This window comes from Streptomyces gilvus (assembly GCF_022513565.1).
Taxonomy (GTDB): Bacteria; Actinomycetota; Actinomycetes; order Streptomycetales; family Streptomycetaceae; genus Streptomyces; species Streptomyces gilvus.
This window is the reverse complement of sequence record NZ_JAKWBE010000012.1, coordinates 35,040-53,569: the sequence shown is the minus strand read 5'-3', so window position 1 is coordinate 53,569 and position 18,530 is coordinate 35,040. Positions and strand designations below refer to the sequence as shown.

The 18,530-nt window shown below is 71.9% G+C and carries 19 protein-coding genes and 1 pseudogene; 10 read left to right on the top strand and 10 right to left on the bottom strand.

Annotated features, from left to right (window positions below; translation table 11 throughout):
- Positions 1–173: 173 nt before the first annotated feature.
- The gene (gene ctaD / locus MKW14_RS19825) at positions 174–1,868 is read left to right on the top strand and encodes an aa3-type cytochrome oxidase subunit I (RefSeq protein WP_240864066.1); all 1,695 of its coding nucleotides are present in this window, start codon (positions 174–176) and stop codon (positions 1,866–1,868) included.
- Here ctaD and MKW14_RS41285 read toward each other — a convergent pair.
- The 3 genes and pseudogenes from MKW14_RS41285 to MKW14_RS19815 all read right to left on the bottom strand — a co-directional run.
- Positions 1,750–2,050 (bottom strand): annotated as a pseudogene (locus MKW14_RS41285) (WCX domain-containing protein); the annotation flags it as partial. The gene ctaD and the pseudogene MKW14_RS41285 sit on opposite strands and share 119 nt — an antisense overlap.
- 59 nt (positions 2,051–2,109) lie before the next feature.
- The gene (locus MKW14_RS19820) at positions 2,110–3,411 is read right to left on the bottom strand and encodes an ABC transporter substrate-binding protein (RefSeq protein WP_240864064.1); all 1,302 of its coding nucleotides are present in this window, start codon (positions 3,409–3,411) and stop codon (positions 2,110–2,112) included.
- On the bottom strand, positions 3,380–3,958 hold the full coding sequence (locus MKW14_RS19815) for an MTB12 C-terminal domain-containing protein (protein WP_240864062.1): 579 nt from the start codon (positions 3,956–3,958) through the stop codon (positions 3,380–3,382). Before MKW14_RS19815 ends, MKW14_RS19820 begins: the two co-directional genes overlap by 32 nt.
- A gap of 131 nt (positions 3,959–4,089) precedes the next feature.
- Between MKW14_RS19815 and MKW14_RS19810 the strand changes: the two genes are divergently transcribed.
- From MKW14_RS19810 to MKW14_RS19800, 3 genes are read left to right on the top strand one after another with little or no spacing between them, the layout of a single operon-like run.
- On the top strand, positions 4,090–4,569 hold the full coding sequence (locus tag MKW14_RS19810) for a hypothetical protein (RefSeq protein ID WP_240864060.1): 480 nt from the start codon (positions 4,090–4,092) through the stop codon (positions 4,567–4,569).
- Positions 4,569–7,526 (top strand): ABC transporter permease subunit, encoded by a 2,958-nt coding sequence (locus MKW14_RS19805; protein WP_240864058.1) that lies wholly within the window; start codon positions 4,569–4,571, stop codon positions 7,524–7,526. Before MKW14_RS19810 ends, MKW14_RS19805 begins: the two co-directional genes overlap by 1 nt.
- Positions 7,523–8,170, top strand: a complete 648-nt coding sequence (locus tag MKW14_RS19800; protein WP_240864055.1) for an ABC transporter ATP-binding protein — start codon at positions 7,523–7,525, stop codon at positions 8,168–8,170. Before MKW14_RS19805 ends, MKW14_RS19800 begins: the two co-directional genes overlap by 4 nt.
- A 91-nt stretch (positions 8,171–8,261) precedes the next feature.
- On the opposite strand, the gene MKW14_RS19795 is transcribed toward MKW14_RS19800, so the two are convergent.
- Complete coding sequence (locus MKW14_RS19795; RefSeq protein WP_240864053.1) at positions 8,262–8,927, bottom strand: transglycosylase family protein; 666 nt, start codon at positions 8,925–8,927, stop codon at positions 8,262–8,264.
- A gap of 510 nt (positions 8,928–9,437) precedes the next feature.
- Here MKW14_RS19795 and MKW14_RS19790 point away from each other — a divergent pair.
- Together MKW14_RS19790 and MKW14_RS19785 are read left to right on the top strand one after the other, a co-directional pair.
- Complete coding sequence (locus MKW14_RS19790) at positions 9,438–10,220, top strand: DUF8842 C-terminal domain-containing protein (RefSeq protein ID WP_240864051.1); 783 nt, start codon at positions 9,438–9,440, stop codon at positions 10,218–10,220.
- A gap of 54 nt (positions 10,221–10,274) precedes the next feature.
- The gene (locus MKW14_RS19785; protein ID WP_240864050.1) at positions 10,275–10,664 is read left to right on the top strand and encodes a hypothetical protein; all 390 of its coding nucleotides are present in this window, start codon (positions 10,275–10,277) and stop codon (positions 10,662–10,664) included.
- A 67-nt stretch (positions 10,665–10,731) separates the two neighbouring features.
- On the opposite strand, the gene der is transcribed toward MKW14_RS19785, so the two are convergent.
- The 5 genes from der to aroH form a co-directional block, all read right to left on the bottom strand.
- Entirely contained in the window at positions 10,732–12,210 is a 1,479-nt protein-coding gene (der, locus tag MKW14_RS19780; RefSeq protein WP_208782878.1) for a ribosome biogenesis GTPase Der, read from the bottom strand.
- A gap of 77 nt (positions 12,211–12,287) precedes the next feature.
- Positions 12,288–12,941, bottom strand: a complete 654-nt coding sequence (locus MKW14_RS19775) for a lysophospholipid acyltransferase family protein (protein ID WP_240864049.1) — start codon at positions 12,939–12,941, stop codon at positions 12,288–12,290.
- Positions 12,938–13,624 (bottom strand): (d)CMP kinase, encoded by a 687-nt coding sequence (cmk, locus tag MKW14_RS19770; protein WP_240864047.1) that lies wholly within the window; start codon positions 13,622–13,624, stop codon positions 12,938–12,940. Before cmk ends, MKW14_RS19775 begins: the two co-directional genes overlap by 4 nt.
- A gap of 111 nt (positions 13,625–13,735) precedes the next feature.
- Complete coding sequence (locus MKW14_RS19765; RefSeq protein ID WP_240864045.1) at positions 13,736–14,821, bottom strand: prephenate dehydrogenase; 1,086 nt, start codon at positions 14,819–14,821, stop codon at positions 13,736–13,738.
- Positions 14,818–15,180, bottom strand: a complete 363-nt coding sequence (aroH, locus tag MKW14_RS19760; RefSeq protein ID WP_240864043.1) for a chorismate mutase — start codon at positions 15,178–15,180, stop codon at positions 14,818–14,820. Before aroH ends, MKW14_RS19765 begins: the two co-directional genes overlap by 4 nt.
- Positions 15,181–15,405: 225 nt before the next feature.
- Between aroH and MKW14_RS19755 the strand changes: the two genes are divergently transcribed.
- Genes MKW14_RS19755 through MKW14_RS19740 form a run of 4 tightly spaced genes read left to right on the top strand, consistent with a single transcriptional unit; the run spans position 15,406 to position 17,849 of the window.
- On the top strand, positions 15,406–16,065 hold the full coding sequence (locus tag MKW14_RS19755) for a hypothetical protein (RefSeq protein WP_240864041.1): 660 nt from the start codon (positions 15,406–15,408) through the stop codon (positions 16,063–16,065).
- A 23-nt stretch (positions 16,066–16,088) separates the two neighbouring features.
- The gene (locus MKW14_RS19750; protein ID WP_240864039.1) at positions 16,089–16,673 is read left to right on the top strand and encodes a DUF6529 family protein; all 585 of its coding nucleotides are present in this window, start codon (positions 16,089–16,091) and stop codon (positions 16,671–16,673) included.
- Positions 16,670–17,083: a Rieske (2Fe-2S) protein gene (locus tag MKW14_RS19745; RefSeq protein ID WP_240864037.1), complete on the top strand. Its 414-nt coding sequence runs from the start codon at positions 16,670–16,672 to the stop codon at positions 17,081–17,083. Before MKW14_RS19750 ends, MKW14_RS19745 begins: the two co-directional genes overlap by 4 nt.
- Before the next feature lie 22 nt (positions 17,084–17,105).
- A complete protein-coding gene (locus MKW14_RS19740; protein ID WP_240864035.1) occupies positions 17,106–17,849 on the top strand; it encodes a nucleotidyltransferase domain-containing protein in 744 nt (247 codons plus the stop codon).
- On the opposite strand, the gene MKW14_RS19735 is transcribed toward MKW14_RS19740, so the two are convergent.
- Positions 17,775–18,527 carry a nucleotidyltransferase domain-containing protein gene (locus MKW14_RS19735; RefSeq protein WP_240864033.1) on the bottom strand — a complete coding sequence of 251 codons (753 nt, stop codon included), beginning with the start codon at positions 18,525–18,527 and terminating at the stop codon, positions 17,775–17,777. The genes MKW14_RS19740 and MKW14_RS19735 overlap by 75 nt on opposite strands.
- Between the last annotated feature and the right edge of the window lie 3 nt (positions 18,528–18,530).

Genomic DNA, 18,530 nt, shown 5'->3' with positions numbered 1-18,530 from the left:
GGGACCGGTCGCGGGAGCTGACACCGCATAGGAAATACACGGATCCGGCACACAACCCCCGCACCCCCCTGTCGTGGCGCACGCCGAGGCGCGCATCATGGCGTGAGCTCGCGAGCGAGCGCACGCGGGCTGCAGCGGACCCGGTGCGCGACGAGCGAAGGGGCGAGCGAACGATGGGGACCCAGACCGTGCAGGCGGCGGCGCGACCCGTGCCTTTCAAGCAGCGCGGCCGGCTGGTCGTCGACTGGCTGACCACCACCGACCACAAGAAGATCGGGCACCTCTACCTGATCACCTCGTTCGTGTTCTTCCTGGTCGGCGGGGTGATGGCACTCCTGATGCGGGCCGAACTCGCCCGTCCCGGGCTGCAGATCCTGAGCAACCAGGAGTACAACCAGCTGTTCACGCTGCACGGCACGATCATGCTGCTGCTGTTCGCCACCCCGTCCTTCGCGGGCTTCGCCAACGAGCTGATGCCGCTGCAGATCGGCGCCCCCGACGTGGCGTTCCCCCGGCTGAACATGTTCTCGTACTGGCTGTTCCTGTTCGGCGGTCTGATCGTGCTCGGTTCGCTGCTCACGCCCGACGGGGCCGCCGCCTTCGGCTGGTTCGCCTACGCGCCGCTCAACGACTCCGTGCACTCCCCCGGCCTCGGCCCCGACCTGTGGATCATGGGGCTGGCGCTGGCCGGCTTCGGGACGATCCTCGGCGCGGTCAACTTCATCACGACGATCATCGGGATGCGCGCGCCCGGCATGACGATGTTCCGGATGCCGATCTTCACCTGGAACACGCTGTTCACGTCGATCCTGATCCTGCTGGCGTTCCCGGTGCTCGCGGCGGCGCTGCTGGTGCTGGAGGCGGACCGGCGCTTCGGCGCACAGGTCTTCGAACCGGCCAACGGCGGGGCGCTGCTGTGGCAGCACCTGTTCTGGTTCTTCGGGCATCCCGAGGTGTACATCATCGCGCTGCCGTTCTTCGGGATCATCACGGAGATCATCCCGGTCTTCGCCCGCAAGCCGATCTTCGGCTATCTGACGCTGGTCGGCGCGACGATGTCGATCACCGGGCTCTCGGTGGTGGTGTGGGCGCACCACATGTTCGTCACCGGCGCCGTGCTGCTGCCGTTCTTCTCCTTCATGAGCTTCCTGATCGCCGTGCCCACGGGGGTGAAGTTCTTCAACTGGACCGGGACGATGATCAAGGGCTCGCTGTCCTTCGAGACCCCGATGCTGTGGGCGGCCGGGTTCCTGGTGACGTTCCTGTTCGGCGGTCTGACCGGGGTGCTGCTGGCGTCGCCGCCGCTGGACTTCCACGTCTCGGACACCTACTTCGTCGTGGCCCACTTCCACTACGTGGTGTTCGGCACGGTCGTCTTCGCGATCTTCGGCGGGCTGTACTTCTGGTGGCCGAAGTTCACCGGGAAGATGCTGGACGAGCGGCTCGGGAAGATCCACTTCTGGACGCTGTTCGTCGGCTTCCACACCACCTTCCTGGTGCAGCACTGGCTGGGCGCGGAGGGCATGCCCCGCCGGTACGCCGACTACCTGGCCGCGGACGGCTTCACCGCCCTCAACACGGTGTCGACGATCGGCGCGTTCCTGCTCGGCATGTCGACGCTGCCGTTCCTCTACAACGTCTGGAAGACCTCGAAGTACGGCGTGCGCGTCGAGACCGACGACCCCTGGGGCTACGGCCGCTCCCTGGAGTGGGCGACCTCCTGCCCGCCGCCCCGGCACAACTTCAGCAAGCTGCCGAGGATCCGCTCCGAGTCCCCGGCGTTCGACCTGCACCATCCGGAGTACGCGGCGACCGAGGACGAGCCGCTCGGAGAAGCGCGCGCGACAGCCGGTCCCGAGCCGTCCTGATCGCCTCGGTCGGCTCGGCGGGCTCCAGCACCTCGAACTCGAAGCCCGTCATCATCACGTGAATCACCATCACCTCAAGGCTCACCGCCCCCGTGCGCAGGACACAGGTCCGGCCCGTCCGCCTCCAGCGTCCCGGCGCTCGGCGAGATCCGCTCGGCGGCCTCCTCCAGCGGCACGAGCAGTCCTCGCGCTCCAGGTCCCAGGCGACGAGGTACCAGCGCCGCTCGCGTCGACGTCTCTGTCAGGGGGAGTACGGAAATTGCGGCACGTCGAAACAGGTGTGGTCCATGTCCCCTTGGGAGACCCAGCCCTTGCCGTCCCTCCAGCGCGCCACCGACAGACACGTCCGGCGGGTCCTCGGCGGCGCGGCCAGCCGCTCGAAGGACACCGGCAGCAGCAGCCCGCCCGCGGTGTAGCCGTCGCTGCGGTTCATGAAGCCGTCCACGCACGCGCGCGTGATGCCGGTCCGCGCGCAGGACCTGGCCGCGTCCGTGAACCACATCGCGGCCGCCCAGCCCTCCAGTTGCCACTGGGAGTGCGTCTTCAGGCCCTTCGTCGCGTCCCGGAACTCCCGCACGGCCGCGTTCGCGGTGTCGTCGTAGTTGCGGCTGGCCCCGGTCGCCCACAGGGCGTTGCGGCAGCGCGGCGAGTCCTTGTAGTCGTCCGGGACGGTGGAGGTCCAGTTCTGGACGTTGGTGACCTTGGCGATGACCCTGGCGCCGACCTCGTCCATCGCCTTGCACAGCTGGGCGTTGCCATGGGTGTCGATGGCGTCGAAGACCAGGTCGGCGCCCTGCTCCTTCAGGTCGGCCGCGGCGGCACGGAAGTTCGGCAGCGCGAAGTCGACCTGCTCGCTGACGACCTTGTAGCCCTCGGCCTTCAACCCCTGCTCGACGAGACGGGCGTAGGCGGCGGAGGAGGCCTGGTTGTACGACACGACGGCCGCCGTGCGGGCGCCCTGCTTCTGCTTGAAGTACCGGTAGACCTCCGTGCCGCCGTACAGCTTCCCGTCCCAGCCCGGGGTGCCGTTCCTGGGCGCGAGACTGCCGTAGATGCCGTAGAGGTGGGGCCAGGTGTCGTAGGCGGCGCCGATGGGCTGGCCGCCGATGTCGGGTACGCGCGCGTGGGAGACGCGGGGGGCGCCCGCGTACTCGAGGGCGGTGGTGGCGACCAGGGCGACGACCTTGTCCTCGTCGACCAGCTGGTGGACGCAGGTGTTGTCGCCGACGCCGCTGCCGCCGTCGTCGCACTCGCGTACCTGGACGGGGTGGCCGTCGATGCCCCCGCGCGCGTTGAGGCGGTCGAAGTAGGCCTTGGCGCCGTCGCGCGGGCCGGTGAAGGCGGCGCCGCCGACCGGGCTGGTGACGCTGGTGATGATGCCGACGGGGATCGGTGTGCCGCCGCTCGGCGCGGGCGCGGGCGTGCGGGTGTCGTGCTCGAAGTCGCTCTCCGGCAGCCGGCTGCCGCAGGCCGTGCCCAGCAGGAGCAGCAGCACGGCGGCGACCGCGCGCTCAGCAGCCCGCGGCCGGCGAACCCGACGCATCGCCGCTCAGCTGGACCAGCGAGCACAGGGTGTTGACGGACACCTTCCAGGTGCCGCCCTGCAGGACCGAGGTCCCGGAGGCGTTCGGCAGCGCGGTGGCACCTTGCAGGGTCAGCGCGTACGTCACGGTCGCCCTGGTCGGTGACGTGAACTCGATCTTCTGGACCTGAGCCTGCACCTGGCCGCCGCGCTTGTCACCGCTGAAGGCCTTCAGCACCGGCGCCATCCGGTCGCCGTTCTCCAGCACCTTCTGCTTCTCGGCCAGCGACGTCTTCGGGTCGAAGAACTTCTGCCAGTCGCGGGTGATCTCCTGCTTGGCGGCCGCGGGGTCGGCGGGCGCGGTGGCGGGCGCGCTCGTCGCCGAGGTCGCCACGGACGGAGTGGGGGGCGCGCTCTGGCTGCCGCCGCCGCTCTTGTCGCTGCACGCCGCGAGGACGGGGGCGAGGATGAGAACGAGGGCGGCGAGCGCCGCCGTACCCCGTCCCGCCGCCCGCGGGCCGCGCCCCCCTCGTGCCTTCCCCCGCCTGAGGTCGCTCCCGAGAACCATCTGGCTCACCACCGGGTGTCGTTCCGGGCAAGGTGCGCCCGGTGCTTTCAGGGTCAGCTTCCAGAAGGCATAGTGCAAGCGATCGGCAGACCTGGGAAGACAGTCAGACACGTGACGTGTGGGAGCCAGAGATGCGGACAGCCAGACTGCGGACCGTGCACCCCGTCCTGTGGGCCGGCTGGGCCGCGCTCGCCGCGGGCGCGGTGCTGTGCGTCATCGGCTGGTACGGCGTCTCGGGTGAGCGCTACGCCGAGCGGCAGCTGCCCTATCTGGCCTCCTGCTCGATCCCGGGCGCGGCCCTGATCATCGCGGGGGCGGTGCTGCTCACGCACGGCCGGGGCGCGCTCGCCGCCTCGCGCGTGGAGGAGCTGTACGGCCTCCTGGTCGCCGCCGAGCCCCCGGACGCGGACGACGAGTCGGGGCAGCCGGCCGGTGCGCCCCTCGCGGTCAGCGGGGACCTGCTGATGGTGCCCGGGGGCACGCTCTGGCACCGGGCGGACTGTCCACTGGTGGCCGGGAAGGCGGAGGCGGTCCCGGTGGACGCCAAGCTCCTGGCCGGCGGTGAACTGGGCCCGTGCCCCATCTGTGAGCCCGTCGAAGAAACCGACTGATGTCGTCACTGACGTACGACCTCACGCTCGCCGGCCTCTCGGTGGGCAGCGCGGCCGCGCTCACCGGGATCGGCCTGATCGTGACGTACCGCGCGACCGGCGTGCTGAACTTCGCGCACGGCGCGATCGCGATGGTGTGCGCGTACGTGCTGCGGCAGTGCGTGGTCGGGTGGGGGTGGCCGCTGTGGCTGGCGGCGACGGCGACCCTCGTCGTCCTCGCGCCGGCGATCGGCGTCACGCTTGAGCGGTTCGTCTTCCGCCCGCTGGCGGTGCGGGGCAGTGACCCGGCGCAGACCCTGGTCGCCTCGATCGGGGTCTTCGTGCTGCTGGTCGGCGGGGCGGCGCTGCTGTGGGGGCAGGGGGCGAGGGACGACGCACCCGAGCTGGTGTCGGCGGACCCCTGGGGACAGCTGGCGGTCGCGCTGGTGCTGGCGGCCGGGGTCGGTGCGGTGATCCGCTGGACCCGGTTCGGACGGGAGCTGCGGGCCGTGGTGGACGACCGGCAGCTCGCGGTGCTCGGCGGGATCGACGCGGACCGGGTGGCGGCGGCCGGCTGGGCGTTCGGGTCCTTCACGGCGGGACTGACGGGCGCGCTGCTCGCGCCGTACGTCCGCCTTGACCCGTACGGGCTGCCGCTGCTGGTCATGGAGGTCGTGGCGGTGGCGGTGGCCGCGCGGATGCGCAGTCTGCCGGTCGCCGTCGTGGTGGCGCTCGGCATCGGGGTGGCGCAGAGCCAGTTGACCCGGCTGCATCCGTCGGGCTGGGGCGGGCCGCTGCTGCAGGCGGCCGACGCGAACCTGTTCGTCGTCGCCCTGCTGGTCACGTCCCTGGCGATGCCCCGCGTGGGCACGCGTGACGCCCTGCCCCGCACGGCCACCGCGCGCGTGCCGACACCGCCGGGCGCGTGGATCGTGGCGGTCGTGCTGTTCCTGCTGCCGCTGGGCTTCGCGGGCTCGGACCTGCACACGTCGGTCCAGGTGCCGGCGCTGGGCGTGGTCCTGCTCTCCCTGGTCGTCGTCACGGGCCGCGGCGGGCAGATCTCCCTCGGCCAGGCGGCGTACGCGGGCCTGGGCGCCCTCTTCACGGCCCTTCTCTCCGCCGGCCGCTTCCCGGGCCTGCCCCGCCTCCCGGAACTGGCCGCCCTCGCGGTCGCGGTCGCCCTGGTGGCTCCCCTGGGCCTGCTGACGGGCTGGCCCGCGATCAGCCGCCGGGGCCTCGCGCTCGCCCTGGCGACCTTCGCCGTGGGCGTCGGGGTGAGCCGCTTCGTCTTCGCCCAGCCGTACGCGACCTCCGACCTGTCCCTGGACCGCCCGGCGGGCTTCGACGGCGACCGCGCGTACTACGTCCTCGAACTGCTGCTGCTGGCGGCCGCGTTGCTGGCGACCCACGCCCTGCGCAGGGGCCGTACGGGCCGGGCACTGGCGGCGATGCGGGACGACGAGTCGGGGGCGTCGGCGACCGGCGTGCAGGTGCCCTCGCTCAAGCTGCTGGCCTTCGTCTCGGGCGCCGCGCTGGCCGCCCTCGGCGGCGGCATGCTGGGCATGGGGGTGCGCGCCTTCGATCCCGCCGCCTACGACCCCGTGCGCGGTCTGCTCTGGTTCGCCGCGGTGGTGGTCCTGGGCGCCGACAGCACCCTGGGCGCCCTGGCCGCGGCGGCCCTCCTGGTCGGCCTCGACGCGGGCGCCCGGGGCGGGGTGGCGGCGGCCCTGATCGGCGTCCTGGCAGCCCTGGTGGGCCGCTTCCCGGGCGGCCCGTACGAGGCCCTGCGCACCGCGTCGAGTCGCCTGCGGGGCCACCGGACGGCGAAACTCACGCCGCTGGGGACACGCGTACGAGCACAAGTACACCCCGCAGCCCAACCTGCCACCGGGCGACGGGCGCTGGAGGGGGTGACGGGAGCCGGCACGCCGGAGGGGGCAGGGGTGACGGGAGCCGGCACGCCGGAGGGGGCGGGCGTTACGGGTGTCGGCACGACGCAGCGGGCGAGCGAGTCAGACGTCGAGCCGCCCCCACATCGAGGTGTCTCAGGAAGCACCGACAAGGAGCCTCCGCGAGAGCCCACACCCCGGCCCTCGACCGCAGCCCCACCACGGCCCCCTTCCCGGCCCCCGACCGCGGCCCCACCACGGCCGCCTTCCCGGCCGCGAGCCGCAGCCGCCGACGGCGCTCAGCCCCCACCAGGGCCACCCCCTCCCGACCACGAGAGCCGCACGGGCGGTGCGGGTGGGAACACAGACCCGGCCGGAGGCCGGGTGCACGGCCCACACCCACCCGCACCGACCCTCAAGGCCCGCTCCCTCCACGCCCGCTACGGCCGCTTCACCGCCCTCGACGAAGTCGACATCGACGTACCCCCCGGCCGGATCACCGCCGTGGTCGGCCCCAACGGCGCCGGCAAGAGCACCCTGTTCCACTGCCTCGCCGGCACCCTCCGCCCCACCCACGGCCAGGTCCACCTCGGCGACCGCGACATCACCGGGCTCCCGCCCCACACCCGCACCCGCCTCGGCATCGCCCGCACCTTCCAGCAGCTCTCCGTCTTCCCCTCCCTCACCGTCGCCGAGAACGTCCGCATCGGCGCGGAACAAGGGCGTCCCACCGCCCCGGAAGCGGTCGAACGCGCCCTCAGACTCTTCGGCCTGGACGGCCCGGCGCGAGCCCTCCCCGCCGCCGCCCTCCCCACCGGCACCCTCCGCCGCGTGGAACTGGCCAGAGCCTTCGCCGGCAACCCCCGCGTCCTGCTCCTGGACGAACCCGCGGCCGGCCTGGACAGCGCCGAGGTCGCCGCCATGACCCGCGTGCTGAAGGCCCTCGCGGCCGACGGCGCCGCCCTCCTCGTCGTGGAGCACGATCTCGACCTGGTCGCGGACCTCGCCGATGTCGTGCACGTCATGACGGCCGGTCACATCGTCGCCTCCGGCCCCCCGGACCACGTACTGGACGAGGTCGTCCCATGACCGGCATCTCCCTCCGCGACGCCCGGGTGCGCTACGGCCCCCTGGAGGCCCTGCACGGCGTCACCCTCGCCGCCCCCTCCCCCGGCCTCACGGTCCTGCTCGGCCGCAATGGCTCCGGCCGTACGACCGCCCTGCGCGCGCTGGCCGGTACCGTGCCGCTGTCCGCCGGAACGGTGGTCTGGGACGGGACCGACGTGACCCGGCTGCCGGCGTACGAGCGTGCGCGGCGCGGACTGTGCCTGGTCCCGGAGCGCCAGGCCGTGTTCGGCTCCCTCACCGTCCACGAGAACCTCGAACTCGCCGGCCGGCGGTACGACTTCGCCCTCGACGCCTACCCGCAGCTCAGGCCCCTGCTCCAGCACCGGGCCGGCACGCTCTCCGGCGGCGAGCAGCGCATGCTCGCCCTCTGCCGCGCCCTGCTGGCACGCGCGCGCGTGGTCCTCGTCGACGAGCCGGCGCAGGGCATGTCACCGCCGGTCGCGGCCCGGACGTACGAACTGCTCGCCGGTCTGGACGCGTGTGTGATCGTCGCCGAGCAGCGGCTGCCGCCCGGTCTTCGCCACCGAACCCCGGTCCTGGTGTACGAACTGCGGCGCGGGACGGTCGTGTTCGGCGGCGAGGCGGACGAGCGGGCGCGGCGCTGACAGGGCGCGGCCTCGGTGACCGTACGGACGCCGAAGGGCCTCGTCCGTCTCGGCGGACGAGGCCCCGCGGTACCCGGTGAGGGGGTGTGCCTCAGAGGTCGAGCTGCTGCCCGGGCACGATGAGGTTCGGATCCCCGCCGATGACGGCCTTGTTGGCGGCGTACAGGCGCTGCCAGGTGGTCCCGTGCCGCGCGGCGATCATGCTGAGCGTGTCGCCCTCGCGGACCGTGTAGTCGCCGCGGGAGGAGCTGCGGTTGGTGTGCCCGGTCGAGCGGGCCGGCGCCTTCGACGGCTGCTTCGAAACGTTCTTCGGCACCTTCTTGGAGGCGACCTCCTCGGGGGCCGCCTTCGTGGTGGCCGCGCCGGACGAGGCGGGCGCGCTGCCGTACGCCCCGGCCCGGGCCGAACAGACCGGCCAGGCGCCCCAGCCCTGGGCGTGCTGGACCTTGGTGGCGACGGCGATCTGCGCTTCCCTGGAGGCCTTGTCGGCGGTGGAGGCGTAGGCCGAGCCGCCGTACGCGCGCCAGGTGCCGGCGGAGAACTGGAGTCCGCCGTAGTAGCCGTTGCCGGTGTTGATGTGCCAGTTGCCGCCGCTCTCGCACTGGGCGATGCGGTCCCACACTCCGCCGTCCGCCGCGACCGCGTTGCCGGTGGCGGCCAGCAGTCCGAGGGGGGCGAGCAGTGCGGCCCCGGCGAGGACCGCCGTCGTACGCGTCTTACGAACGTTGTCGCGGGTGGTATCGGCACACTCGGACATGTAATTCCCTCTCGAAACACCCGGGCTCCCCCAAGGCGGGGCGCGCTCGCGGCACTTGGGCCGGTCGCGACGCTCCGCCCCGTCCGCCGCGGCCGCGCCGGCCGGTGGTGCGGGCCGGGTGCGGTGGACGGACGTTTCCCGAGCGGTGCTCGTTGCACACGGCCGAGGAATCTAAGGAGCGGCGGGGCGGGACGACAACCATCGAGGCGTCATGCCAGGTCAGCCGGGTGTTACCAGGGGTAGTGCGATTTTCCGGAGACCTGCTTCGCTCCGTGATTTCCTGATATGTCGACCACCCGCACCATCTAACTGTGACTCACTTCACGCAACCAACTCCCTTGACCTTACAAGGACTTGACCGGGAGTGACTGATTCCGAACTCGTCGTGACCATCCGCGTTGGATGGATTGATTCCGTTCGCCCAGGAGCGTGACTCTCGCCACAGGTCCCCCGTTGTCTTCTTCATGAGTCCGGGACCCGCCCGGTTCACACTTCCCGAGGGGAGCCACCGTGCCGCGCATGCTCGACGTCAGCGACGAGGTACGCGCCGAGATCGGCGACGAAGAAGCCGACCGGCTGCTCGCCGGACAGAACGCCCCCGGCAGCTACGACTGCACGTCCTGCCGCACCCCGGGCGACTCCGAACAGGAGCGCACCAGCACCGTCCTGTTCATCGGCGACGAGACCGCCGTCCTCGCCTTCGCCCACGCCACCTGCCTGCCCTCGCAGGTCGTTCAGGTGACCGAGGAGCAGCTGAGGGGGGCCGTGCGGTCCATCTCCGGCGACACGGTGGACCTGGACCCGGACAAGGTCGTACCGGAGCAGGCCGTGCTCGGGGTGACCAGCGGACTCGTGCTGATCGCCGGGGAGTTGCACCCGGCGCTGGTCGTCGAGCCGACGGGACCCATCGTACGGCCGGGCGCCACGGGTCTCGGCGACGACTTCCTGCCGCTGCTCATCGAGCAGGGGTTCATGCCGCTGACGGCGATCAACGAGGTGCCGCCGGTGCTGCACGGCTGGTCGGTGCTGCTCGCGGTCGGCCAGCTGCACGCGGTGCTGCAGCCGAACGCGTCCGGCGGTCAGCCGGTGGCCTGGTGGCAGGCGCACCAGCCGCTGCAGGTGACGGAGGGCTGGCGGGCCGCCGCGAACAAGCGCCGGCAGGTCCTGATGTTCGCCGCGCCGGTCGGCTCGATCGGCCGCCAGCCGCGTGAGGACCTGCTGCGGGACGCGCTCGACAAGGCCGCCGCCAACGGCAAGCTGGTCGCCGCGGCCATGCCCCTCGCCGGCACCTGAGGGCCCCGTCGTGTGAACCCGCATCCCAAGCGAGGCCAGGTCGTTTGGACATACGTGCACGCATACGACGTTCCGCGCCGCCAGTCGTTCCAGTCGATCCCTTCGTCGAGGTCGGCTCCGGACCTTCTGGGCGGCCCATCGGCCACGCCGATCTACGACGCGCTCTACGCCGAGTACGTCAAGTCCTTCCGCGCGCTGCCGGGGGACCGCAGCGGCGAGGAGGATCTGGGCTTCATCGCCTTCGGGGACATCTCGTACAGCACGGGGTCGTACGGCGGGCACCGCCCGGGGTCGTTCAGCAGCTCCTACGGCGCCTACAGCGCGGGGGCGTCCGTCGCGCGTCAGCAGTCGCAGTGGCAGCGGGTCGGGCACATCGGGCCCCAGGCCTCGGCGATGCGGCACGTACCGGCGGCCCTGCCGCCGGGTTCGCGCGGAGGCGGCTGAGCGGACACGAGAAGGAGGGCGGTCCCGACGGGGGCCGCCCTCCTTGTCGTTGGCGTGTTGTTCGCGCCTACTTCTTCTTCCCACGCTTCTCGCGCACCCGCACCGAGATATGGATCGGCGTCCCCTCGAAGCCGAACTCCTCCCGCAGCCGGCGCTCGATGAAGCGCCGGTAGCCCGCCTCGATGAAGCCGGAGGCGAAGAAGACGAACCGCGGCGGCTTGGTGCCGGCCTGGGTGCCGAAGAGGATGCGCGGCTGCTTGCCGCCCCGGATCGGATGCGGGTGGGCGGCGACCAGCTCGCCGAGGAAGGCGTTCAGGCGGCCGGTGGGGATACGGGTCTCCCAGCCGGCGAGAGCGGTCTCGATCGCCGGGACCAGCTTCTCCATGTGCCGCCCGGTGCGCGCCGAGACGTTGACCCGGGGCGCCCACGCCACCTGGCCGAACTCGGTCTCGATCTCCCGCTCCAGGTAGTAGCGGCGCTCCTCGTCGAGGGTGTCCCACTTGTTGTAGGCGATGACCATGGCACGGCCCGCCTCGACGGCCATGGTGACGATCCGCTGGTCCTGCACCGAGATGGACTCGGACGCGTCGATCAGGATGACCGCCACCTCGGCCTTCTCGACGGCGGCCGCGGTGCGCAGCGAGGCGTAGTAGTCGGCGCCCTGCTGGAGGTGGACGCGCTTGCGGATACCGGCCGTGTCGACGAACTTCCAGGTGACTCCGCCGAGTTCGATCAGCTCGTCGACCGGGTCGCGGGTGGTGCCCGCGATTTCGTTGACGACGACGCGCTCCTCGCCCGCGACCTTGTTCAGCAGGGAGGACTTGCCGACGTTCGGGCGGCCGATGAGGGCGATCCGGCGGGGGCCGCCGATGCCGGTGCCGCCGAAGGTCTGCGCGGGCGCGTCCGGGAGCGCCTCCAGGACGGCGTCGAGCATGTCGCCGGTGCCGCGGCCGTGCAGCGCGGAGACCGGGTGCGGCTCGCCGAGGCCGAGGGACCACAGGTAGGCGGCGTCCGCCTCGCCGCTGGGGCCGTCGACCTTGTTGGCCGCCAGCACGACGGGCTTGCCGGCCTTGCGCAGCAGTCGTACGACCGCCTCGTCGGTGTCGGTCGCGCCGACCTTGGCGTCGACGACGAACACCACCGCGTCGGCGGCCTCGATCGCGTACTCGGCCTGGGCGGCCACGGAGGCGTCGATGCCGAGGACGTCCTGCTCCCAGCCGCCGGTGTCGACGACCTTGAAGCGGCGGCCCGCCCACTCGGCCTCGTAGGTCACCCGGTCGCGGGTGACACCGGGCTTGTCCTCGACGACCGCCTCACGGCGGCCGATGATGCGGTTGACGAGGGTCGACTTGCCGACGTTCGGCCGCCCGACCACCGCCAGCACCGGCAGCGGCCCGTGCCCCGCGGCCTCGATGGCCCCCTCGACGTCCTCGAGGTCGAAGCCCTCTTCCGCGGCGAGCTCCATGAACTCCGCGTACTCGGCATCGCCAAGCTCTCCGTGGTCATGCTCTTCGAAAGAGCCCTCGGAGTGGATGTCGTCGTTCATGAAGTCCGTACCTCGTTCATCGTGGTGATCGGTGGACCCCCCGGTGTCATCCGGTGTGATCCACTACTCAGTGTTGCCTAACGCCCGGTCAGGCGCCTGGCGTTTTCCAGGTGGGTGCCGAGCTGTTTCTGGATGCGTTCGGTGGCCGCGTCCAGGGCCGCTCGGGTGCGTCGTCCGGTGCCGTCGCCCGCCTCGAAGGGGTCGCCGAAGACGACGTCGACGCGGCTGCGCAGCGGAGGCAGCCCCTTTATCAACCGTCCGGGCCGGTCGGAACTTCCCAGGACGGCGACCGGGACGATCGGGGCGCCGCTGCGGACGGCGAAGTAGGCGAGCCCGGCGCGCAGGGAGGCGAAGTCGCCCTCTCCGCGGGTGCCCTCCGGGAAGATGCCCAGGACTCCCCCGGCCGCAAGGACGTCGAGCGCGCGCGTTATGGCCCCGCGGTCGGCGACCGAGCGGTCCACCTTCAGCTGGCCGATGGCCGTCAGGAACGGGTCGAGCGGGCCGACGAACGCCTCCTTCTTGATCAGGAAGTGCGTCGGCCGGGGCGCCACCCCCATGACCATCGGGCCGTCGATGTTGTGGGAGTGGTTCACCGCGAGGATCACCGGGCCGCTCGCGGGCACCCTCCAGGCGCCGAGCACCCGCGGCTTCCACAGCCCGTACATCAGGCCGACGCCGATGCGCCGCCCGACCTCGGCGCCCCGCTCGGAGGCAACGGGAGCAGCAGTCACTTCCCGGCCCGCTTCTCCTCGACGAGGGTGACGACGCACTCTATGACCTGCGCGAGGGTGAGTTCGGTGGTGTCCACCTCGACCGCGTCGTCCGCCTTGGCGAGCGGCGAGGTCTTGCGGGAGGAGTCGGCCGCGTCCCGCTTGATCAGGGCCTCGCGGGTCGCGTTGACGTCGGCGCCCTTCAGCTCACCGCTGCGGCGGGCCGCGCGGGCCTCCGCGGAGGCGGTGAGGAAGATCTTCAGATCGGCGTCGGGCAGCACCGTCGTACCGATGTCCCGGCCCTCGACGACGATGCCGCTCTCCGCGGAGGCGGCCAGCGAACGCTGCAGCTCGGTGATCCGGGCGCGCACCTCGGGCACCGCGCTGACCGCGCTGACCTGGGCGGTGACCTCATGGGTGCGGATCGGCCCGGCCACGTCGGTGCCGTCGACGCTGATCGTCGGGTTCGCCGGGTCCGTACCGGAGACGATCTCGGGCTTGCCGGCCACGGCGGCGATCGCGGAGGGGTCCTCGAGGTCGATCCCGTTGGTCACCATCCACCAGGTGATCGCCCGGTACTGGGCGCCGGTGTCCAGGTAGCTCAGGCCGAGCTGCGCGGCGACGGCCTTCGACGTGCTCGACTTGCCCGTGCCGGAGGGACCGTCGATGGCGACGATCACGGGCTTGGCGGCGCCGTTTTCCACGAGGGGACACCTTCCTGGTGCGGTGCGGTGGGTGGTGTACGGGCGCGAGCGCGCCCCGCACAAGGTTACTGGCTTCCCGGGTCCCCTCTTACAGGCGGATGATCGGGAGGATCACTGCCGGATGGACCAGCCCCGCTCCCGCAGCGCGGCACTGAGCACCGGCGCCGCCTGCGGCTCCACCATCAGCTGGATCAGACCCGCCTGCTGCCCGGTCGCGTGCTCGATGCGCACGTCCTCGATGTTGACCCCGGCCCGGCCGGCGTCGGCGAAGATACGGGCCAGCTGGCCGGGTTCGTCGCTGATCAGGACGGTGACGGCCTCGTACACCCGCGGAGCGGAGCCGTGCTTGCCGGGGACGCGGACCTGCCCCGCGTTGCCGCGGCGCAGCACGTCCTCGATGCCGGCCGTGCCCTCGCGCCGCTTGGCGTCGTCCGAGGACTGCAGGGAGCGCAGCGCCTCGACGGTCTCCTCCAGATCGGCGGCGACGTCCGAGAGCAGGTCGGCGACCGGCCCGGGGTTGGCGGAGAGGATGTCGATCCACATCCGGGGGTCGGAGGCGGCGATCCGGGTCACGTCCCGGATGCCCTGCCCGCACAGCCGTACGGCCGCCTCCTCGGCGTTCTCCAGACGCGCGGCGACCATGCTGGAGACCAGGTGGGGCATGTGAGAGACGAGCGCGACGGCGCGGTCGTGGGCGTCGGCGTCCATCACCACCGGCACGGCACGGCAGTGCGAGACCAGCTCCAGCGCGAGGTTCAGCACCTCGGTGTCGGTGTCCCGGGTCGGCGTCAGCACCCAGGGGCGGCCCTCGAAGAGGTCGCCGGTGGCGGCCAGCGGGCCGGACTTCTCCCGGCCGGACATGGGGTGCGTGCCGATGTACGACGCCAGGTCCAGGCCCAGCGCCTCCAGCTCGCGGCGCGGACCGCCCTTGACGCTGGCCACGTCGATGTAGCCACGGGCGACGCCCCGGCGCATGGCGTCGGCGAGCACGGCGGCGACATGGGCCGGCGGGGCGGCGACGATCGCGAGGTCGACGGGTCCCTCGGGAATCTCGTCCGTGCCGGCGCCCAGCGCGGCCGCGGTGCGGGCCTGCTCCGGGTCGTGGTCGGTGAGGTGGACGACGACGCCCCGCTGGGACAGGGCGAGGGCCGCGGACGTACCGATGAGGCCGGTGCCGATGACGAGTGCGGTTCTCACTGGGCGATGTCCTTGCGCAGGGCGGCCGCAGCGCCGAGGTAGACGTGGTTGATCTCGGCGCGGGGCCGGTCGGTCTCGATGTGCGCGAGGATCCGCACGACCCGGGGCATGGCGCCCTCGATGTCGAGCTCCTGCGCGCAGATCAGGGGGACGTCGACGATGCCGAGCTTGCGGGCGGCGGCCGCCGGGAAGTCGCTGTGCAGGTCGGGGGTGGCCGTGAACCAGACGCTGATCAGGTCGTCGATGGTCAGGCCGTTCCGCTCCAGGACGGCGGTGAGCAGGGCTCCGACCTGCTCGTCCATGTGTCCGGCCTCGTCCCGTTCCAGTTGGACGGCTCCCCGGACCGCTCGTACCGCCACGGCGCTGCTCCTCGCTCATGCATCGGCTCTGTGACCGTCCAGCCTAGTCAGCCCGCGCGGCGGCGGCCGTCGGCGCCCGCCCGCTGAGACGGCCCGACGATCTCCGGCGATGTCACCCGAATGTCTCTATTCCGATACTTGGGGGCGGAACACCCCGTGCGCCTCTTTACGCCGTGGCCGCCGGTCCGCTCTCATGACAGGAAACTCGCCTCGGGGGAGGCCTTCATGAAGCGTCCTGGACCGCTGCTGACCTTGCTCGCGGGACTGCTGTTCGGCCTGTTCATGCTCACGCTCAACTCGACGACGGGCACGAAGAACGCCTCGTCCACGTACAAGGAGGAGTCGCCGGCCGCGTCTCCCGCCCCCACGAGGACCAGCGCGCCGCCGAGTTCCAGTCCGACCCCGACGCGCACGGCGGCGGCCACCGGCGTCTACACCGGGCGCACCGACGACGACTCCTCCGCCGTCGCCGTCTCGCTGCGCGGCGGCAAGGCGATCGCGTACTTCTGCGACGGCCACAACATCGAGTCGTGGCTGAAGGGCGATGTGCGCGACGACGGCAGCATGGCGCTGACCGGCGAGAACGGCGCGCGGCTGAACGGCACCCTGAAGGGAGGCGCGCGGCTGAGCGGCACCGCCGACCTCGGTGGCGGCCACTACACCTTCACCCTGGCCAAGGCCAACAAGCCCTCCGGGCTGTACCGGGCCAACAGCCAGGTGCGCGGCGCCCGGATCGTCGGCGGCTGGATCGTCCTGCCCGACGGCCGCCAGGTCGGTCTCCTCACCCGTGACGGCAAGCGCACGGCCGCGCCCGCCATCGACCCGGCCACGGGCGCGGTGACGGTCGACGGGGAGCAGCTCACGGCACGTCCCGTAACTCCTTGATCCTTCTGCCCGGGGAGCCGACCATGACCGTCGATCCGAACGCCGCCACGCAGGGTTTTCCGCCTCCGGGGCCGGCCCACCGGGCGCCGAGCCCGGCCCGCTATCTGGTCCCGGCCCTGGTCGCCGCCGCGGTGGCCGTCGGCCTCGGCGTCTACGGGAAGGCCCACCACCCGGCCGGCACCGCCTTCAACCTCGCCGGGTTCAGCAGCACGGGGGCGGTGAAGTCGTGGCTCGCGACGACCGCCTTCCTCTTCGCACTCGTCCAGCTGGTGTCCGCGTTCATGGTGTACGGCAGGCTCCGGGGTCCGAGCTGGGCGCCCGCGCTGCACCGCTGGTCGGGGCGGATCGCGTTCCTGGTGGCGGTCCCGGTGGCCGTGCACTGCCTGTACGCGCTGGGCTACCAGACGTACAGCACGCGCGTCATGTGGCACTCCGTCCTGGGGTGCTTCTTCTTCGGCGCCTTCAGCGCCAAGATGCTGCTGCTCCGCTCGGAGCGGCTGCCGGGCTGGCTGCTGCCGTTCGTCGGCGGGCTGGTCTTCAGTGTTCTCACCCTCATCTGGCTGACGTCCGCCCTCTGGTTCTTCCGTACGTTCGGAGTGACGACATGACCCACCGTTCGACGCGGCGCACGGTTCTCCTCGCGACAGGCGCGGTGCCGCTGGCCGCGGGCTGCAGCAAGTACGGCGACGGCGGGGGCGGTTCGGGCTCCTCGTCCGTGAAGGCCTCGGCCGGGCAGGCGCTCGCGAAGACCTCCGAGATCCCGGTCGGCGGGGGCAAGATCTTCAAGGACGAGAAGGTCGTCGTCACCCAGCCGGCGAAGGGCGAGTTCAAGGCCTTCTCGGCGATCTGCACCCACCAGGGCTGCACGGTGAGCACGGTCGCCGACGGCACCATCGACTGCCCGTGCCACGGCAGCAGGTACCGCATCGCCGACGGTACGGTGGCGGGCGGACCGGCGCCGAAGCCGTTGCCGCCGGAGCAGATCAAGGTGGAGGGAAATTCGATCCACCTGGCGTGAGGCGCCGCGTACGCTCGCGGACATGCAGCCCGAGGCCCTGGTGCGCGACCACACGATCTACTCCTGCGTCATGGGGTCGCGCGCGTTCGGTCTGGCGACGGAGGGCAGCGACACCGACCGCCGAGGCGTGTACCTCGCCCCCACGCCCCTGTTCTGGCGTTTCGAGAAGCCGCCGACGCATGTCGAGGGCCCGGCGGACGAACAGTTCAGCTGGGAACTGGAACGCTTCTGCGAACTCGCCCTGCGCGCGAACCCGAACATCCTGGAGTGCCTGCACTCGCCCCTCGTGGAGCACGTGGACGAGACGGGCCGCGAACTCCTCTCCCTGCGCGAGGCGTTCCTCTCCCGCCGGGCCCACGAGACCTTCACCCGCTACGCGCTCGGCCAGCGCAGGAAACTGGAGGCGGACGTCCGTGTCCACGGCGCCCCGCGCTGGAAGCACGCGATGCACCTGCTGCGCCTGCTGATCAGCTCCCGCGACCTGCTCCGCACGGGCGCCCTCACCATCGACGTGGGCGACCAGCGCGAGCCCCTGCTCGCCGTGAAACGCGGCGAACTCCCCTGGCCGGAGGTCGAGTCCTGGATGAACCGCCTGGCGACGCAGGCGGACGAGGCGTCCCGGCGCACCCCCCTCCCCGAAACCCCCGACCACCGCCGTGTGGAGGACTTCCTCCTGCGCGTCCGCCGCGCGTCAGCCCTCCAGCCGGACCCGTACGACGAAGTCGTGCAAGGCGTCGTAGGCACGCGGGACGTCGGCCAGCGCTGACTCCTCCTGCGCCACGTCGAGCACCCCGTGCAGCCGCTCGACGTCGGCCTCCACGCGCGCGTGGTCGACCTCGGCGCCCCCGTGCTCCCGCTCCGCCTTCGCCGCGACGAGAGCCGGCAGGTAGGCGGGCGCCTCGGACACCTCGCCGAGCAGGGTGGGCAGATGGGCCTGCACTTCACCCGCGCGCATCAGATGTATGCCGGTGAGCAGCACCCTGAAGGTGTAGAGCAGCGGCTTCAGCTCACCGGTCTTCTCGAAGAGCCGCCACTGGGTGGTGGCGAATCCGCGGTAGTGGTGGGCGTGATGCGAGGTGAGCACACCGGGTGCGAGCCCGGACAGTTCCCGGTGCGCGTCCGTGGTGTGGACGACCAGCGGTGAGAGCAGCTGTTCCAGCACATAGCCGTTGCGGCGCAGCATCAGCCGGACGAACTTGCGTACGTCGTGGGTGACGAGGTCCATCTCGACGCCGTCCCGGTCCCACATCCGCGACCGGGTCTCCTCCGGCTCACGGAGCCCGACGAGATCGGCGGCCGGCAACAGGTGCACGCCCCGCAGGTCCACGTCCGAGTCGCGGGACGGGAAGCCGTAGAGGTGTGCGCCGGAGACGGTCGCGAACAGCACGGGGTCGGGCTGTTCGGCGATCACCGGGGTCAGGTCGAGGTCCAGGGCGTCGGTCACGGC

What these genes read in the sequence shown, in the direction of transcription:
- MKW14_RS19740 (WP_240864035.1), top strand. Translation starts at nt 17,106, where the DNA reads ATGCAGCCCGAGGCCCTGGTGCGCGACCACACGATCTACTCCTGCGTC.
- MKW14_RS19800 (WP_240864055.1), top strand. Translation starts at nt 7,523, where the DNA reads ATGACCGGCATCTCCCTCCGCGACGCCCGGGTGCGCTACGGCCCCCTG.
- MKW14_RS19750 (WP_240864039.1), top strand. Translation starts at nt 16,089, where the DNA reads ATGACCGTCGATCCGAACGCCGCCACGCAGGGTTTTCCGCCTCCGGGG.
- MKW14_RS19795 (WP_240864053.1), bottom strand. Translation starts at nt 8,927, where the DNA reads ATGTCCGAGTGTGCCGATACCACCCGCGACAACGTTCGTAAGACGCGT.
- ctaD (WP_240864066.1), top strand. Translation starts at nt 174, where the DNA reads ATGGGGACCCAGACCGTGCAGGCGGCGGCGCGACCCGTGCCTTTCAAG.
- MKW14_RS19815 (WP_240864062.1), bottom strand. Translation starts at nt 3,958, where the DNA reads ATGGTTCTCGGGAGCGACCTCAGGCGGGGGAAGGCACGAGGGGGGCGC.
- MKW14_RS19810 (WP_240864060.1), top strand. Translation starts at nt 4,090, where the DNA reads ATGCGGACAGCCAGACTGCGGACCGTGCACCCCGTCCTGTGGGCCGGC.
- MKW14_RS19805 (WP_240864058.1), top strand. Translation starts at nt 4,569, where the DNA reads ATGTCGTCACTGACGTACGACCTCACGCTCGCCGGCCTCTCGGTGGGC.
- MKW14_RS19745 (WP_240864037.1), top strand. Translation starts at nt 16,670, where the DNA reads ATGACCCACCGTTCGACGCGGCGCACGGTTCTCCTCGCGACAGGCGCG.
- MKW14_RS19820 (WP_240864064.1), bottom strand. Translation starts at nt 3,411, where the DNA reads ATGCGTCGGGTTCGCCGGCCGCGGGCTGCTGAGCGCGCGGTCGCCGCC.
- MKW14_RS19755 (WP_240864041.1), top strand. Translation starts at nt 15,406, where the DNA reads ATGAAGCGTCCTGGACCGCTGCTGACCTTGCTCGCGGGACTGCTGTTC.
- der (WP_208782878.1), bottom strand. Translation starts at nt 12,210, where the DNA reads ATGAACGACGACATCCACTCCGAGGGCTCTTTCGAAGAGCATGACCAC.